This is a genomic window from Clostridium sp. OM02-18AC (assembly GCF_003481825.1).
Classification (GTDB): Bacteria; Bacillota; Clostridia; order Lachnospirales; family Lachnospiraceae; genus Brotaphodocola.
Window position 1 is genome coordinate 86,698 of the sequence record NZ_QULW01000015.1, and the last position, 14,638, is coordinate 101,335.

A 14,638-nucleotide genomic window follows, 5' to 3' on the forward strand; every position below is an offset into this window, starting at 1 on the left:
AACGATATGATTCTGTTTTTCTACTTAATTGTTACATACTGCTGGTTCTTCTCATTTTCTCCCATAACCTGATGGTCAAACCACTGGCTCACGTAACGCTCAAAGCTCATGGTATAGTAACCATCCTGGCACTGGTCAGAAGTGTCGTAGGAGTCAGCGAATACCAGTACATCATCGAGCATGATGTCAGAGGTTCTCATATCGTCATAACCGATCAGGACCATCCAATGACCGCCCCATTCAACACTTGTCTACCGGTTCTACCGGCTCAAGACGCTGCTCGAAGTTTTTTGTTTCTGATTCTGCGGCATTTCCAGTTGTTTCGGATACTGCTTCTGATTCGGTTTCCTTTACAGATGCATCTGCCTGTGCAGTTGTTTCTTCTGCCTGGGTTGTTGCTTCTCCTGCCGGTGCTGCAGTTTCCTTTGCCTGGTTTCCTGCACATCCTGTGAAGGTCAGGGCTACGGTGAGCAGGCCTGCTGCTGTCATGATTTTGCTTTTCATTGGTTAGGTCCTTTCGTTTAAAATATGGTTCGATTTTATTGTTTTTAATCGGGAGTTGTCAACTCTCATGTCATCTAAGATGAACGAATCGTCTGGCATTTTCTTGTATTTGCAAAAGGAATATGCTATGCTCGCATTAGAAAAATATCTGACGGGGCCTTTTGAAACTCTTAAAGATCTGTCAAAAAACACGAAAATGAGGTACAAATGATGAATAACAAACTCTTGCTGATCAATGACCTGGCAGGCTACGGAAAAGTCGCATTATCTGCAATGATTCCGGTGCTTTCTCATATGAAATATGAGATATTCAGCCTTCCTACGGCTATCGTTTCGAACACGCTGGACTATGGTAAATTTGATATTCTCGATACCACAGAATACATGAAAAATACGCTTGACGTATGGAAACAGCTGAATTTTGAGTTCGATGCCATATCAACTGGCTTTATTGTTTCCAAAGAACAAACGGAGCTGATCACGGAATTCTGCAGGGAAGAATCTGCAGCGGGCATTACCATATTTACCGACCCGATCATGGGTGATGAGGGAAAGCTTTACAATGGCATTACGCAGGAAACGGTTGCGCTTATGCGGAAATTAATCTCGGTTTCCGATTACACGGTTCCTAATTATACGGAAGCTGCATATCTCGCCGGTTCTGAGTACCATGAAGAGGGTGCCACAGAGGCAGAATTAAAGGATATCATCGATGAACTGAAACGCCTGGGTGCAAAATCCATTGTGATCACAAGTGCAAAGATCAAAGGTTCAGAACAAAAATGTGTGTTCGGTTATGATGATAAGACGAAGGAATATTTTCAGATTGATTTTGAGGAGATTCCGGTAAGATTTCCTGGCACAGGAGATATTTTCTCGGCCGTTTTCATGGGTAAGATATTAGCTGGATGCAGCCTGCGCGATGCCACAGAGCGTGCCATGACGACGGTAAAAAATATGATCGTGAAGAATGCCGGGAACGCAGATAAATACAAAGGAATACCGATTGAGACATGTCTGGAGGAGATTGATTGATGAAAAGACCAAAGATCCGAATTACCCTGATTGATCAAAAAGGTACCGTTGGCTGCCACAGAGGGCATAAGATTGGTGATTCCTATGATTTTGACACGGAAAGAGGCAATCTGTGCCCTATGGCGATGCATGTAGCGTTTCCGTATGTTGATATCCTGCGGTACGGCGGAAACATTCCAGGGCAGAAAGAGGGAACTGCTTTGTTTGCCTGTCCGGATGTGGATACACTCAATGTATTTAAGATTGAACGAATTGACGAAGATGCATAATTCCTTGAAATTGGAATTAGGAACAAAGGGTGATTTTCTATGCAAAAGGATGATATAGTTGGATCCAAAAAGAAAGGACGATAAGAATATGAAGCTTCTGGTTATCGACAGCACCATCCGCTCCCGTGAAGTCTCCAGAACTGCGAAAGCAGATTTTATTTGTCAATATGTCCGTGAAAAATGAAACACGTCAGGCTCTCGTATTTATAAAAAAACAATGAAAAAGTGACATGTGTCCTTTTCAAGCACATTGATTTGTGTTATAAACTATAGGGTTATTCTGAGACCGTGAAAATTATTATATTGGAGAACATTATGAAAAGAAGAATTACAGCTCTTATGATGGCAGCAGCAATGTGCATGTCTCTTGTGGCATGCGGCGGTTCTAACAGCAGCACCGGTGCAGCAGACACCAAAGCAGCAGACAGCAACAGTGCAGACAGCAACACCGCAGAAAGCGGTTCCGCAGCAGTAGACGCATCTGATTTAAAGATCGGTCTGGTTACCGATGTCGGCGGTGTAAACGATGGTTCTTTCAACCAGACCGCATGGGAAGGTATGGAGCGTGCAGCAAAAGAGCTTGGCGTAACCGTAAACTACTTAGAGTCCAGCACCGATGCAGACTACGCACCGAACCTGGAGACCTTCGCAGATGAGGAGTATGACCTGATCATCAGCATCGGTTACATGCTTGCAGATGCAACCAGAACCGCAGCAGAGCAGAACCCGGATATCAAGTTTGCGATCGTAGATGATGCAACCATCGACCTTCCGAACGTTACCTGCCTGATGTTCCGCGCAGAGCAGGCTTCCTACCTGGCTGGTTTTGTAGCAGGTAAGACCACCAAGACCAACAACATCGGTTATGTAGCAGGTATGGCAAACGAGACCATGAACCAGTTTGGTTACGGTTACTGTGCAGGTGCCCTGGATGCGAACCCGGATGTAACCATCCAGCAGTTCAACGCAAACTCCTTTGCAGATGCAGCAACTGGTAAGACCATGGCAAATACTGCAATCACCAACGGTGCAGATGTCATCTTCCACGCAGCAGCAGCAACCGGTCTTGGCGTGATCGAGGCTTGTCATGAGGCTGGTGTTTATGCGATCGGCGTAGACAGCGACCAGTCCGGCATCTCCCCGGATACCGTCCTGACCTCTGCTATGAAGCGTGTAGACAATGCTGTATTTGATACCATCGAGTCTTTAGTAAACGGAACCCTGGAGAGCAGTGTTCACACCTATGACCTGGCAGCAGGCGGTGTAGATATCGCACCGAGCCAGGATCTGATCGCAGACGATGTCATCGAGGCAGTAAACGAAGTGAAAGAGAAGATCATCAGCAGCGAGATCGAAGTACCGGCTGATAAAGAATCCTTCGAAGCAAAATACGGCGATGTTTACGAGTTAGACTAAGTGCTAAAATAAAATAGAGTCTTTCCATTCAGAAAAAAGTGTAGTATAATCGATTTTGATTATACTACATTTTTGCTTTCCGGGCATATTGGAAGTACAGAGTATGTATTTTACGGTTGGGAAAACAGAAACGTATACAGGAGGAAGAGATGTTAGATTTAAAGTTTGTCCGTGAGAATCCGGACATCGTAAAGAAAAATATCGAAAACAAGTTCCAGTTTGAGAAGCTTCCGCTGGTGGACGAGGTGATTGAGCTGGATGCGAAGAACCGTGCAGCAAAGGCAGAGGCAGACAGCCTTCGTGCATCCCGCAACAAGCTCTCCAAGCAGATCGGCCAGTTAATGGGTCAGGGCAAGAAGGAAGAGGCAGAAGAGGTTAAGGCTCAGGTAGCAGCAAACGCAGCACGCCTTGCAGAGCTGGAAGCTCAGGAGACCGAGCTGGAAGCAAAGGTATTAAAGATCATGATGACCATTCCGAATATCATCGATCCGAGCGTACCGATCGGTAAAGATGACAGCCAGAACGTAGAGATCGAAAAATTCGGCGATCCGTTCGTACCGGATTTTGAGATTCCGTATCATACCGACATCATGAAGACCTTTGACGGCATCGACTTAGACGCAGCAGGTAAAGTAGCAGGAAACGGCTTCTACTACCTGATGGGCGATATCGCAAGACTTCATTCCGCAGTCATTTCCTACGCTCGTGACTTCATGATCGACCGTGGCTTCACTTACTGCATCCCGCCGTTCATGATCCGCAGCAACGTGGTAACCGGCGTTATGTCCTTCGCAGAGATGGATGCTATGATGTACAAGATCGAGGGTGAGGACCTGTACCTGATCGGTACCAGTGAGCACTCCATGATCGGTAAGTTCATCGACACCATTACCCCGGAAGACCAGCTTCCGAAGACCTTAACCAGCTATTCCCCATGCTTCCGTAAGGAGAAAGGTGCCCACGGCATTGAGGAGCGCGGTGTATACCGTATCCACCAGTTCGAGAAGCAGGAGATGATCGTTGTCTGCAAGCCGGATGAGTCCAAGATGTGGTACGACAAATTATGGCAGAACACCGTAGATCTGTTCCGTTCCATGGACATCCCGGTTCGTACCCTGGAGTGCTGCTCTGGTGATCTGGCAGACTTAAAGGTAAAATCCTGTGACGTAGAGGCATGGTCTCCGCGTCAGAAGAAGTACTTCGAGGTAGGTTCCTGCTCCAACTTAGGAGACGCACAGGCACGCCGCTTAAAGATCCGCGTAGACGGACCGGACGGAAAGTACTTCGCTCATACCTTAAACAACACCGTAGTTGCTCCGCCGCGTATGCTGATCGCATTCCTGGAGAACAACCTGCAGGCAGACGGCACTGTCAAGATCCCGAAGGTGCTGCAGCCGTATATGGGCGGTATGGAAGTTATGGTACCGAAGCATAAATAAGATATATTGGCAGAAAGCCGCCGCACGTTTGATATGCGGCGGCTTTCATTATATTATTTTCGGAGTTGAACATATGAGGAGAAATGCGTTATGTGGTTTTTATTCGCATTATTATCGGCAGTATTTGCGGCACTTACCTCCATTCTTGCGAAAGTCGGCATTGATGGCGTGAATTCCAACCTTGCAACAGCGATCCGGACTATGGTGGTTGTTGTGATGGCATGGGGAATGGTTTTTCTGACACATACCCAGAGCGGTATTTCCGAGATCAGCAAAAAGAGCTGGCTGTTTTTGATTCTTTCCGGACTTGCAACCGGGGCGTCCTGGCTTTGTTATTACCGGGCACTGCAGATCGGGGAGGCATCCAAAGTGGTGCCGGTTGATAAACTGAGCGTGCTCATTACGTTGGTTCTCGCATTTGTATTTTTGCACGAATCCTTTACAATGAAATCCATGATCGGGTGTGTCCTGATCGGAGCGGGAACGCTGCTGATGGTGCTGTAGGGGAATGAACTGGAAGTAGGACAGGATAAGTTTTGATTGAATCCAATCGGATCGTCAGATAAATGACAGAAACACAGGAGGAATAAATGTCACTGGAAAAAGCAAAAGCAGATCTGGAAGCAAAGGGCTTTCTGGATCACGTTATCGAGTTAGATGCTTCGACTGCAACAGTTACCGATGCAGCAGAGGCGCTGGGCGTAAAGCCGGCCATGATCGCAAAGACCATGTCATTTTTACAGGGAGAAAAAACCGTGCTGATTCTGACAGAGGGAACGGCAAAGGTAGATAACCGGAAATATAAGGACACCTTTCATGTGAAGGCCAGGATGATCCCGTTTGATGAAGTAGAGCAGCATGTGGGACATGCGCCGGGCGGAGTATGCCCGTTTGGGATCAGGGAAGGTGTGGAAGTGTATCTGGATGAGAGCCTTCGTCAGTTTGACGTAGTCTATCCGGCAGCAGGCAATGACCACAGTGCGGTAAAACTGACGATTCCGGAGTTAGAGCAGGTGGCTGGCGCAAAAAGCTGGGTGGATGTTACGGTACATGGATAGGAATTTTTTGAAAGAAAATTCCGTACAGTAAAGTTGCGGAAGCCGATTTTGCCGATTTTCCGGTGACGCTGCATTGGTCAATGCCTTTGTGACCGCATCGCTGACCGTTTCCATTGGCGCTATGGCGATCGTGGGATCAATCCAGGACGGTCTTTTGCACGATTATTCTACCCTGGCCGTGAAATCGGTTTTGGACTTTATCATCATTGCGGTCATGACCTCATCCATGGGAAAAGGATGTGCGTTTTCTGCAATTCCAGTGTTTGTATTTGAAGGCGGTATTACGCTTTTGGCGGGATTGCTTTCTCTAATTATGACGGAGCTGGCACTGGACTATCTGTCCCTGGTTGGTTCTGCGCTGATCTTCTGTATCGGCGTGAATCTGATCTGGGGGAAAAAGCTGAGCGTAGCCAATATGCTCCCGGCGGTAATATTAGCGGTTGTGGCAGCGTATCTGCCATGGGGATTCTAAATATTTGGGTGTGGAATAACGATAAAGCACATGAGAACGCATGGATGTGAGAGAAAGAGGTGTGACATGATTCAAAAACATTGTTACGAATGTGGAACGGAGCTGATGGAAAAAGAACTGGAAGGAGAGGGAATGGTTCCCTATTGTCCAAAGTGCCAGCAGTACCGTTTCCCGATGTATAACGTGGCGGTCAGCATGATCGTTACCGATGAAAAGACCGGAAAAATCCTGCTGATCCAGCAATACGGAAAGCCAACCTACATTCTGGTGGCTGGCTATGTGAACCGCGGGGAAGCCGAGGAAGATGCAGTTGTGCGCGAAGTAAGGGAAGAAACCGGACTTCATGTTTCCCACATGAAATTTAACCGGACCCAGTTTTTCGAGCCCTCGAACACGCTGATGTGCAATTTTACGGCCTATGTGGATAATGCAGAGGAACTGCACACAAATCAGGAGGTGGACCGCTGCAAGTGGTTTACACCGGAAGAAGCAAGAACCAATATCCGGCCAAATAGTCTGGCCGAGTATTTTTTGAAGAGCTATCTGGATGAAAGATAGATCAAAAAATTTCGTAAGAGGTGACACGTATGAATAGAACGATAAACATAGATCCTGCCTTACTTTCGGTTTACCCGGAGATCCGTCTTGGCTGTCTTCATTTTACCGCAGAAGTAAAAGCATCTTCGGACGTATTTTGGGATTATCTGGATCATGAAATCCTTCCAGCGGTAAAAAATGATATCGAAGGAAAAGAGTGGAGCGAGGTTACAGGCGTGCGAGGAAGTCGCGCCGCTTACAAAGCATTTGGCCGCAATCCGGGGCGTTACCGTGTTTCTTCCGAGGCATTGCTGCGCAGAGTGCGGCGTGGTGACGAGCTGTACCATGTGAATTCTGTCGTGGATGTAAATACCCTGATTTCCGTGGAAAGCGGATTGTCTGTCGGTTCTTATGATCTGGAACAGCTGCAGGGTGATATTGTGTTTCGCAAAGCAGAAGCCAGTCAGGTGGAAGTATGGAATTTATAGTTGGAAAGGAAACAACAAACTGATACATAAGGAGAAAAAAGATGCCGTTTACTTATGAGAAAAAGAAGTGGATCATAGTTGCAGTCTGGCTGCTGATTGCGGTTTTATCGTTTACTGTAGCAGCAAAGTATGCCTCTGCCCCGGAACATCATAAAGAAGTAATTTCCTCGCTGGACGAAAAAAAGGATACGGTTCTTGAACTCACGGTAGCTGCAACAGCAACTTCTGCGCTGATCACGCTGCTGCCTGGTGATGTGGCAACACCCATTGCGGAAAAAATAGCAGATTTAAGCGGTTATCTGATGATTGTACTTTGCGCGATATTTTTGGAAAAATATTTGGTGACAATTACCGGATATGCTGCGTTTCGCATTTTTATTCCATTGGCCTGTTTGCTGTTTGCCGGAAATAAATTCTTTGAAAACGACAGTATCCGATGTCTTGCCAGAAAACTTTTGGTATTTGGAATTTGTATTTTCCTGGTAGTTCCATCCAGCGTAAAGCTGGCAGATCTGATTGATGATACGTATCATACACAGATCGATCTGACGTTGGACGAGGCCAGGAAAACACAGAAAATCCTGGAAAGTCAGTCAGAATCCGATACAACGGCAGTCCAGCCTGAACAAAATGCTAAAACAGAACAGAAGCAGCAAAAAGAAGGAAGCGGTAATCTGTGGGAAATGGCAAAGGGAGCCTTGAACAGTGCAAAAGAATCTGTTACGAGTGCAGTGGAAAATGTAACATTATCAACAGAAGAGCTGTTGCAGAAAGCAGAGCATTCCCTGAGCCGTTTTGTGGAGGCTGTGGCAGTCATGTTGATCACATCCTGTGTGATCCCACTTCTGGTCTTGGTCGTATTTGTCTGGCTGATCAAGATTTTGGTGAATGTAGATCTGAGCAGAAAGATGACTGCGATATCTGATCTGAGAAAGAGGTCTGGGGAAAAATAATGCCTGGAATAAAAGTCTGAGACAAAGGCTTCCTGTCTTGTGATTCTGAATGGAATCAAGTATAATGAACTCAGATAAAAGCGTTTTTGATGGGAGGGATTTGCATGGGAAGTTACCTAAATCCGGGAAATCTTTCATTTCGCGGCAGTCTTCGTTCAAAAATATATGTGGACAAAAGCGAATTGATCGCAAGGACGAATGAAGCTCTTTGTACAGAGCAGAAATACATCTGTGTAAGCCGTCCAAGAAGATTTGGCAAGTCTATGGCAGCCAATATGCTTGCCGCGTACTATGACCGAAATGAAGATACAGAAGAATTGTTTCAGAGTCTTGCAATCAGTAAAGAAAAATCATATAAAGAACATCTGAATCAATATGACGTGATCAAGATTAATATGCAGGAATTTTTAAGCATGTCAGAAACCATGGAAGAGATGCTTGAGATGCTTAAAAATTATCTGGTTTCGGATTTTAAAGAAACCTTTCACGAAATACAATTTCGGGATGAAAAGAACCTGATTCAGGTTATGAAGGATGTATTCCGTTATACGAAATGTCCGTTTGTGATTTTGATCGATGAATGGGATTGTCTGTTCCGTGAGTATAAACAGAATAAAGATGCACAGAAAAAGTATCTGGATTTTTTACGTGCATGGCTGAAAGATAAAGACTATGTGGCGCTGGCTTATATGACAGGGATTCTCCCAATAAAAAAATATGGTTCTCATTCGGCATTGAATATGTTTACGGAATATTCCATGACGAATCCAAGGGAGATGGCTGAATATTTCGGCTTTACAGAGAAAGAAGTAACGTCACTGTGTGAAAGATTTCATCGAAATTTTGAGGAAACGCAAGCCTGGTATGATGGATATGAACTGGTAGCAGTGAACGGCGAAGAAAAAATTTCGTACGCGATGTATAGTCCGAAATCGGTAGTAGACGCGATGCTCAGTGGCGTGTTCGATAACTACTGGAATCAAACAGAAACATATGAGGCATTAAAAGTATATATTAAGATGAATTTTGATGGACTCAAGGATTCGGTAATCCGTATGCTTGCAGGAGAACGAGTCCAGATCAATACGGGAACATTTTCAAATGATATGACGAATTTTCAAGGGAAAGATGATGTTTTAACATTGCTGATCCATTTGGGATATCTGAGCTATCACTGGCCGGATAAAACGGTTACAATTCCTAACAAAGAAGTTTCCCAGGAATATATCAATGCAATCAGTACCATGGACTGGGCTGAAGTAACAGCGTCAGTTGAGTCTTCCAGAAAATTATTAAAGGCTCTTTGGAATCTGGATGAAAAGGCAGTTGCAGAAGGAATTGATAAAGCGCATCGGGAAATTTCCATTCTTCAGTATAACGATGAAAATTCACTAAGCTGTACGATCAATCTTGCTTTTTATTTTGCAATAGAATACTATACGATTATCCGGGAACTTCCAACAGGAAAAGGATATGCAGACGTTTGCTTTATCCCAAGAAAAATGTATCTGGATAAACCGGCAATCGTTATGGAACTGAAATGGGATAAAAGCGCGAGAGGTGCAATCAGCCAGATTAAAGACAAACACTGTGTAGATGCACTGAAAGAATATCAGGGAAATCTTCTTTTGGTGGGGATTAATTATGAGAAAGATACGAAGACACATACTTGTGTGATTGAAAGAATGTATAAGGATTAAAATGGATTGCAAAAGCCCGCCAAATTTTGAGCGGGCTTTTTTCAATCTATTTCTCGATTATTTCTTCATCAGCGGAGCACCGGTCTGCCATGCCTGGCCAACCTTTTCCCCGATGGCATAGTAGCCGCTCTGGAACTGGTCGAATACGAAAGCATTTAACTTGGTCGGGTCCACATTTCCTTTTTCATCCAGGACCGATTCATCGGCCAGAACGCCGACGATCTCGCCGATCACATGGTGCCCGTAGACTTCCATTTTGTCTTCTACAACACGGCATTCCAGGGTAAGCGGGAATTCCTGAACGACAGGGGCGTCGACCTTTTCGCTCTTGACAGAAGTCAGACCGCTGCGCTCAAATTTATCTTCCATTTTGTTGCCGCTGGCAATGCCGAAGAAATCAGCCGCTTCGATGTGCGGGATATCCGCGATGCTTAAGGTAAAAGCACCGTGCTTTTTGATATTTTCAGAAGTTTTATGATCTTCATCGATGTTTAAAGAAACCATGTTCGCTGCGCAGATGCCGCCCCATGCCATGTTCATGACATCAACACTGCCGTTTTCGCCGTAGGTTGCGATCATCAGAACCGGCATTGGAAACAGATATGGTTTGATTCCTAAATCTTTTTTCATGAAAAATCCCTCCAGTCTTCTTAAGGATTGACTTCGTATGGTCATCCTCCTATAATGATAGCAGACGACGTAAAAAACACAAGTACTGTTAAGAAAGACAGGTACTATCATGAAAGGAAGTGTGAAGATGGGATGCATGGAACGTTATATTGAGCATGCGAATTTTGCGGATACCGGGTTTAGCTACACGATGTCACTGATCAGCGGCAAACACAAAATGGTAATCCTGTACTGTCTCATGGAATATGAACCAGTCCGTTTTAATGAAATGAAGCGGTATCTGGGAAACATCACAGACAAGACATTGAGCAGCAATTTAAAAGAGCTGGAAGCAGACCAGCTGATCGTGCGCAAGGAATATCCGCAGATCCCGCCGAAAGTGGAATATTCTCTTTCGGAGCGGGGCAAGTCGCTCATGAAGGTGTTGGACCAGCTTTGTGTGTGGGGCGCGAAAAACCGCCTGTAGATGAATTAAGATAGGGGGAATACAAGTCATGACTTCGTATCAAAAAATCGATATGGAAACCTGGGCGCGCCGGGAACATTACCAGTATTATACGGAAAAATTGAAGGTTGAGTGCAACATGACAGCGCTTATCGATGTGAAGAATTTGCTTGATTTTTGCCATTCATGCGGCTATAAATTTTATGCATCTCTGATCTATCTGGTCACAAAAGTAGTGAACCGGATTGAAAATTTCCGCATGTTCCGGGACGCAGATGGGCACCTTTGTGTCTGGGAGCAGGTGGTTCCAAACTACACGATTTTTCATGAGGACGATAAAACGTTCTCCGATTGCTGGACGGATTATTCCAGTGATTTTGATACCTTTTACCGGGATATCATAACGGATATGCAGACTTATAAAGACAAAAAAGGAATCAAGGCAAAGGCAGGACAGCCAGCCAACTTTTACTGCATTTCCGGTGTGCCGTGGACCTCATTTACTGCATTCGGCAGCAGGACAACGAACGGTTCAGACCCGGCATTTTTCCCGATCATTACGATGGGAAAATACGAAAAAAATGGTGACAAGATCACGATGCCGGTGAATCTTCTGATCGCACATGCGGTAGCAGATGGGTATCATGCAGGACTGTTTTTCCAGTATTTGCAGGAGGAACTTGACGGGCTGCAGGAAGCGGCGGAAAAGCAGAGCGAGATGACTGGAATGCAGGTAGGAGAGGAGAAGACAAACATGACCGAAAAAGAAAAAATGTTAAATCAGATGCTTTATGATGCCAATTATGATGGAGCATTGAAGGCAGAACGTATCCATGCCAAGGAACTGTGTCATCAGTATAATCAGCTTCATCCGGCACAGGAAGAAGAACAGCGGGAGATTTTGCTTCAGCTTCTGGGAAAAACGGGCGAAAATTTCTGCATCACAGCACCGTTCTGGTGTGATTATGGCTATAACATTGTGCTGGGCGAAAATTTTTATTCCAACCACAATATGGTCATCCTGGACTGCGCGAAAGTTACATTCGGGGATAATGTATTTGTCGCACCGAACTGTGGCTTCTATACGGCGGGGCATCCGATCGATCTGGAGCGCCGTAACCAGGGACTGGAATACGCGTATCCGATCACGGTTGGTAACAATGTCTGGATCGGAGCGGGCGTTCAGGTCATGCCGGGTGTCACCATTGGGGATAACGTTGTGATCGGCGGCGGAAGCGTTGTGGTCAAAGATATTCCAAGTGATTCTGTAGCGGTTGGAAATCCGTGCAAAGTTGTTCGTAAGATTACAGAAGCTGACCGGAAAACCTGCTGGGACCGGAAAACAAAGGATGAAAAAAGGAGTTAAATAATGTGATCGCAGAACTATATCATAAGACGGTTTCCGTTCTGGAAGATGAGCTGACTGGGAATTTTTTCGGAACCATGCGTTATATGCCCTTTCAGCGTGGCCTTGGGTGGATTTTCCGGCATTATACTGTCAGCAGGGATCCTGAGGTGATGCGTATTTTGAACACGCTTACAGACGATGCATTTACGTTGGAATTCTGGAAACGTTCGGAAAACGGGCTGGTGGAGATTGACGGATTTATCCCGTTTTCCGATGTTGGAATCGGGATTGAAGTGAAATACCGCAGCGGTTTATCCGGAGAGGATCAGTTGGAAAAAGAAGCGTTGGTGCTCCAGAATGAGTGGTGCAGGAAGAAGGAAAAGATCCTGCTTCTGGTGGCAGATGCAGAAGAATCGAAGCAGATTTATGCGGAAAACTGCACCAAGCCGGTGTTTCAGAACGTGCATCTTGCGTATCTTTCCTGGCAGGATATTCTCCTTGGTCTGGACCAGCTACCTGTCGTGACCCCATACGGAAAGACGATGATCGGGGATTTGAAACAGCTGCTTACGGAAAAAGGATTTGTGGCCTTTGACGGCTTTACATGGTCCAAGACGGAAGTGGAGGAGACGTTGTATTATGACTTCGGGTGAAAATATACATAATGCGTTTTTGGTGGTATTCCAGACGTTAAAAAGTATTGAAAAGCTTATGAAAAAATGCAGGGCAGAGCTGGATGAAGAACGGTACTACATGCCGATGGAGCGCTTCATGCGCTACAGCTCTGATCTTACCTGGGAGGGCTGGATCTATTGGAGCTTTATTCTGTTATTCCAGAGAAAGGAAGACGGGCCAGTCATGGAAAATGGCTGGATCAACGGGCCGGTTTATGCAGTGGAGATTAATGTAGACCCGGATACCTGCGAAACTCCGCAGCTGATCGTGGCGAGAATGGATTTTGACGGTATCCCGTCCTGGTCGAAGGGCTGTTCCCCAGCGAACCATACGCTGTTTTACAATGCGATTCATGAGGAAGAACTGCAGTCTTTCTGGGGACTTTCTCGTGTGATAAAAAAGAATTATGAACTTACGGATGTGAAGCAGGGCAATTACAAAGAAATGATTTTTGGAACGATAGAAACCCTGAGTCAGGATACTTAAGAAAAGAAGGTGACAAGCCGTGGATACAGGTCAGAAAATGCGCCGTTTGCAGAGCCGGTTATATACAGGCGGATTCGGGATCATGCTGTTTTCCGTGTGGTCCGGCATCCGGGATATCCAGATTTTGTTTGAAAAGATGAGAGGACAAACGATTGATGTAAATGGAGTGATCATCGAGGAAACGGCGCGGATCATATTAGGTATTTTGTTTTTTGCCGTGATTGGCGGGAGTGCTTTGCTCTATCTGGGAGATCTGAGAGCGCATACCTGACCACGGGTTCCGGATGTGGAAGAGGTTGTGCTGATGGTAATCGATGTGACAGCGCCCCTGACAGTCAGGCCATTGCCTACAGTGCCCAGTTTGTGGACTGCTGTTCGGAAACGCTGTTAAAAAAGGTTCAGGCAGCGCGTGCAGCGGCAACCACACAGCTGCAAAGCGAACTGATGGATGCAAGGACCGATCTGATCGGTCTGCAGAATATTACCAGGATCTGGTGTTACCCTTTCATTTTCTGCCATACGATCTCTATGCGCCGGTGAAGGCCTGGTCCAAGACCTGCCGGAATAAATACCGGATGATCAATAATACCGATTTTGTGTTTTCTAAGATCGTGAAGAAAGAAGACGGCAGTACCTGCGAGGTACCGGTCCATTTCCGGCATAACCCGGCGGCAAAGGACGATTTGGAGCATTCCCTGTATACAAACAGCATCAACAATGGATGTGAAACATCGATCATGAATCTGGGGCATGGAAGGGCCGGGCATCTGCCGGATTACAGCTTCGCCCATTACCGGTATCAGCCGGCCTGGGGACGATTCTTTGTAAACGGCAGCTGGATTATATACTATGTGAGCATGGGAATCCATATGGTAGGCGGCAGGGTTATCCTTTACCGGGCGCTGATTACGCTGGATCTGGGGGTTTTCGCGCTTACGATCCATGGAACCGCGCAGGTTTGAGACCGGTGTCTGGAAGCTGAATTTTCTGCAGGGAATCTTTGAGGTGGTTCTCGCCTTTGTCTGCCTGCTCAACAACAATTCGGAAGTGGTGATGCTGGATATTCTCTGTCTGGGACTGGTGGTTACGGCATTTCAGAAGAGCGCAATCATTTATATTCCATGGCTGACTTGAAAAAGTAAATTCCAGTGCAAAAGTAAATTCCACCGCTCTTTTAAAAGTT

The 14,638-nt window shown here is 45.8% G+C and carries 21 protein-coding genes and 2 pseudogenes; 20 read left to right on the forward strand and 3 right to left on the reverse strand.

What is annotated here, in order from left to right; genetic code table 11:
* Positions 1-20: 20 nt before the first annotated feature.
* Both DXB18_RS11365 and DXB18_RS11370 read right to left on the reverse strand, forming a co-directional pair.
* Positions 21-224 carry a hypothetical protein gene (locus DXB18_RS11365; protein WP_118707900.1) on the reverse strand — a complete coding sequence of 68 codons (204 nt, stop codon included), beginning with the start codon at positions 222-224 and terminating at the stop codon, positions 21-23.
* Positions 225-240: 16 nt separating this feature from the next.
* Complete coding sequence (locus tag DXB18_RS11370) at positions 241-504, reverse strand: hypothetical protein (RefSeq protein WP_118707902.1); 264 nt, start codon at positions 502-504, stop codon at positions 241-243.
* A 207-nt stretch (positions 505-711) separates the two neighbouring features.
* On the opposite strand from DXB18_RS11370, the gene DXB18_RS11375 reads away from it, so the two are divergent.
* The 12 genes and pseudogenes from DXB18_RS11375 to DXB18_RS11425 all read left to right on the forward strand — a co-directional run bounded on the left by DXB18_RS11375 (position 712) and on the right by DXB18_RS11425 (position 9,871).
* A complete protein-coding gene (locus DXB18_RS11375) occupies positions 712-1,539 on the forward strand; it encodes a pyridoxamine kinase (RefSeq protein WP_347560038.1) in 828 nt (275 codons plus the stop codon).
* On the forward strand, positions 1,539-1,808 hold the full coding sequence (locus DXB18_RS11380) for a TIGR04076 family protein (protein ID WP_118540922.1): 270 nt from the start codon (positions 1,539-1,541) through the stop codon (positions 1,806-1,808). The genes DXB18_RS11375 and DXB18_RS11380 overlap by 1 nt, the downstream gene beginning before the upstream one ends.
* 58 nt (positions 1,809-1,866) lie before the next feature.
* Positions 1,867-1,992, forward strand: a complete 126-nt coding sequence (locus DXB18_RS16735; protein WP_279220622.1) for a hypothetical protein — start codon at positions 1,867-1,869, stop codon at positions 1,990-1,992.
* 131 nt (positions 1,993-2,123) lie between these two features.
* Positions 2,124-3,224: a BMP family ABC transporter substrate-binding protein gene (locus DXB18_RS11385; protein WP_118707904.1), complete on the forward strand. Its 1,101-nt coding sequence runs from the start codon at positions 2,124-2,126 to the stop codon at positions 3,222-3,224.
* Between the two features lie 149 nt (positions 3,225-3,373).
* Positions 3,374-4,663, forward strand: coding sequence for a serine--tRNA ligase (gene serS / locus DXB18_RS11390; RefSeq protein ID WP_118540918.1), 1,290 nt, complete (start codon positions 3,374-3,376; stop codon positions 4,661-4,663).
* A 90-nt stretch (positions 4,664-4,753) separates the two neighbouring features.
* Positions 4,754-5,167, forward strand: a complete 414-nt coding sequence (locus DXB18_RS11395) for an EamA family transporter (RefSeq protein WP_118707906.1) — start codon at positions 4,754-4,756, stop codon at positions 5,165-5,167.
* A gap of 86 nt (positions 5,168-5,253) precedes the next feature.
* Positions 5,254-5,721 carry a YbaK/EbsC family protein gene (locus tag DXB18_RS11400; RefSeq protein WP_118707908.1) on the forward strand — a complete coding sequence of 156 codons (468 nt, stop codon included), beginning with the start codon at positions 5,254-5,256 and terminating at the stop codon, positions 5,719-5,721.
* Between the two features lie 67 nt (positions 5,722-5,788).
* A pseudogene (locus DXB18_RS11405) lies at positions 5,789-6,193 on the forward strand (DUF554 family protein); the annotation flags it as partial.
* Positions 6,194-6,259: 66 nt separating this feature from the next.
* A complete protein-coding gene (locus DXB18_RS11410; RefSeq protein WP_118707912.1) occupies positions 6,260-6,751 on the forward strand; it encodes an NUDIX domain-containing protein in 492 nt (163 codons plus the stop codon).
* A 29-nt stretch (positions 6,752-6,780) separates the two neighbouring features.
* The gene (locus DXB18_RS11415; RefSeq protein WP_118707914.1) at positions 6,781-7,218 is read left to right on the forward strand and encodes a phenylalanine--tRNA ligase beta subunit-related protein; all 438 of its coding nucleotides are present in this window, start codon (positions 6,781-6,783) and stop codon (positions 7,216-7,218) included.
* Positions 7,219-7,259: 41 nt separating this feature from the next.
* Positions 7,260-8,171, forward strand: coding sequence for a hypothetical protein (locus DXB18_RS11420; protein WP_118707916.1), 912 nt, complete (start codon positions 7,260-7,262; stop codon positions 8,169-8,171).
* A 104-nt stretch (positions 8,172-8,275) separates the two neighbouring features.
* Entirely contained in the window at positions 8,276-9,871 is a 1,596-nt protein-coding gene (locus tag DXB18_RS11425; RefSeq protein ID WP_118707918.1) for an AAA family ATPase, read from the forward strand.
* A gap of 57 nt (positions 9,872-9,928) precedes the next feature.
* Here the strand turns inward: DXB18_RS11425 and DXB18_RS11430 are convergent, their stop codons facing one another.
* Positions 9,929-10,501: a flavin reductase family protein gene (locus DXB18_RS11430; RefSeq protein WP_118707920.1), complete on the reverse strand. Its 573-nt coding sequence runs from the start codon at positions 10,499-10,501 to the stop codon at positions 9,929-9,931.
* A 136-nt stretch (positions 10,502-10,637) separates the two neighbouring features.
* Between DXB18_RS11430 and DXB18_RS11435 the strand changes: the two genes are divergently transcribed.
* From DXB18_RS11435 to DXB18_RS11470, 8 genes and pseudogenes are all read left to right on the forward strand, one after another.
* A complete protein-coding gene (locus tag DXB18_RS11435) occupies positions 10,638-10,967 on the forward strand; it encodes a helix-turn-helix domain-containing protein (protein WP_118541219.1) in 330 nt (109 codons plus the stop codon).
* Positions 10,968-10,995: 28 nt separating this feature from the next.
* Positions 10,996-11,607 (forward strand): annotated as a pseudogene (locus DXB18_RS11440) (CatA-like O-acetyltransferase); the annotation flags it as partial.
* A gap of 93 nt (positions 11,608-11,700) precedes the next feature.
* A complete protein-coding gene (locus tag DXB18_RS11445; protein ID WP_118541217.1) occupies positions 11,701-12,312 on the forward strand; it encodes a sugar O-acetyltransferase in 612 nt (203 codons plus the stop codon).
* A 5-nt stretch (positions 12,313-12,317) separates the two neighbouring features.
* Positions 12,318-12,947 (forward strand): hypothetical protein, encoded by a 630-nt coding sequence (locus DXB18_RS11450; protein WP_118707922.1) that lies wholly within the window; start codon positions 12,318-12,320, stop codon positions 12,945-12,947.
* Entirely contained in the window at positions 12,934-13,455 is a 522-nt protein-coding gene (locus DXB18_RS11455; RefSeq protein ID WP_118540898.1) for a hypothetical protein, read from the forward strand. Before DXB18_RS11450 ends, DXB18_RS11455 begins: the two co-directional genes overlap by 14 nt.
* Positions 13,456-13,474: 19 nt before the next feature.
* A complete protein-coding gene (locus DXB18_RS11460) occupies positions 13,475-13,726 on the forward strand; it encodes a hypothetical protein (RefSeq protein WP_118707924.1) in 252 nt (83 codons plus the stop codon).
* Positions 13,727-13,949: 223 nt separating this feature from the next.
* Positions 13,950-14,417 carry a DUF6765 family protein gene (locus tag DXB18_RS11465; protein ID WP_182430557.1) on the forward strand — a complete coding sequence of 156 codons (468 nt, stop codon included), beginning with the start codon at positions 13,950-13,952 and terminating at the stop codon, positions 14,415-14,417.
* Positions 14,398-14,589 carry a hypothetical protein gene (locus tag DXB18_RS11470; protein WP_118707927.1) on the forward strand — a complete coding sequence of 64 codons (192 nt, stop codon included), beginning with the start codon at positions 14,398-14,400 and terminating at the stop codon, positions 14,587-14,589. Before DXB18_RS11465 ends, DXB18_RS11470 begins: the two co-directional genes overlap by 20 nt.
* Positions 14,590-14,638 lie beyond the last annotated feature (49 nt).

Excerpts from the sequence above, each read along its gene's own strand:
- DXB18_RS11395 (WP_118707906.1), top strand. The coding sequence starts at position 4,754 with ATGTGGTTTTTATTCGCATTATTATCGGCAGTATTTGCGGCACTTACC.
- DXB18_RS11385 (WP_118707904.1), top strand. The coding sequence starts at position 2,124 with ATGAAAAGAAGAATTACAGCTCTTATGATGGCAGCAGCAATGTGCATG.
- DXB18_RS11380 (WP_118540922.1), top strand. The coding sequence starts at position 1,539 with ATGAAAAGACCAAAGATCCGAATTACCCTGATTGATCAAAAAGGTACC.
- DXB18_RS11420 (WP_118707916.1), top strand. The coding sequence starts at position 7,260 with ATGCCGTTTACTTATGAGAAAAAGAAGTGGATCATAGTTGCAGTCTGG.
- DXB18_RS11410 (WP_118707912.1), top strand. The coding sequence starts at position 6,260 with ATGATTCAAAAACATTGTTACGAATGTGGAACGGAGCTGATGGAAAAA.
- DXB18_RS11430 (WP_118707920.1), bottom strand. The coding sequence starts at position 10,501 with ATGAAAAAAGATTTAGGAATCAAACCATATCTGTTTCCAATGCCGGTT.
- DXB18_RS11435 (WP_118541219.1), top strand. The coding sequence starts at position 10,638 with ATGGAACGTTATATTGAGCATGCGAATTTTGCGGATACCGGGTTTAGC.
- DXB18_RS11370 (WP_118707902.1), bottom strand. The coding sequence starts at position 504 with ATGAAAAGCAAAATCATGACAGCAGCAGGCCTGCTCACCGTAGCCCTG.
- DXB18_RS11415 (WP_118707914.1), top strand. The coding sequence starts at position 6,781 with ATGAATAGAACGATAAACATAGATCCTGCCTTACTTTCGGTTTACCCG.
- DXB18_RS11400 (WP_118707908.1), top strand. The coding sequence starts at position 5,254 with ATGTCACTGGAAAAAGCAAAAGCAGATCTGGAAGCAAAGGGCTTTCTG.
- DXB18_RS11470 (WP_118707927.1), top strand. The coding sequence starts at position 14,398 with ATGGAACCGCGCAGGTTTGAGACCGGTGTCTGGAAGCTGAATTTTCTG.
- DXB18_RS11445 (WP_118541217.1), top strand. The coding sequence starts at position 11,701 with ATGACCGAAAAAGAAAAAATGTTAAATCAGATGCTTTATGATGCCAAT.
- DXB18_RS11425 (WP_118707918.1), top strand. The coding sequence starts at position 8,276 with ATGGGAAGTTACCTAAATCCGGGAAATCTTTCATTTCGCGGCAGTCTT.
- serS (WP_118540918.1), top strand. The coding sequence starts at position 3,374 with ATGTTAGATTTAAAGTTTGTCCGTGAGAATCCGGACATCGTAAAGAAA.
- DXB18_RS11365 (WP_118707900.1), bottom strand. The coding sequence starts at position 224 with ATGGTCCTGATCGGTTATGACGATATGAGAACCTCTGACATCATGCTC.
- DXB18_RS11375 (WP_347560038.1), top strand. The coding sequence starts at position 712 with ATGATGAATAACAAACTCTTGCTGATCAATGACCTGGCAGGCTACGGA.
- DXB18_RS11455 (WP_118540898.1), top strand. The coding sequence starts at position 12,934 with ATGACTTCGGGTGAAAATATACATAATGCGTTTTTGGTGGTATTCCAG.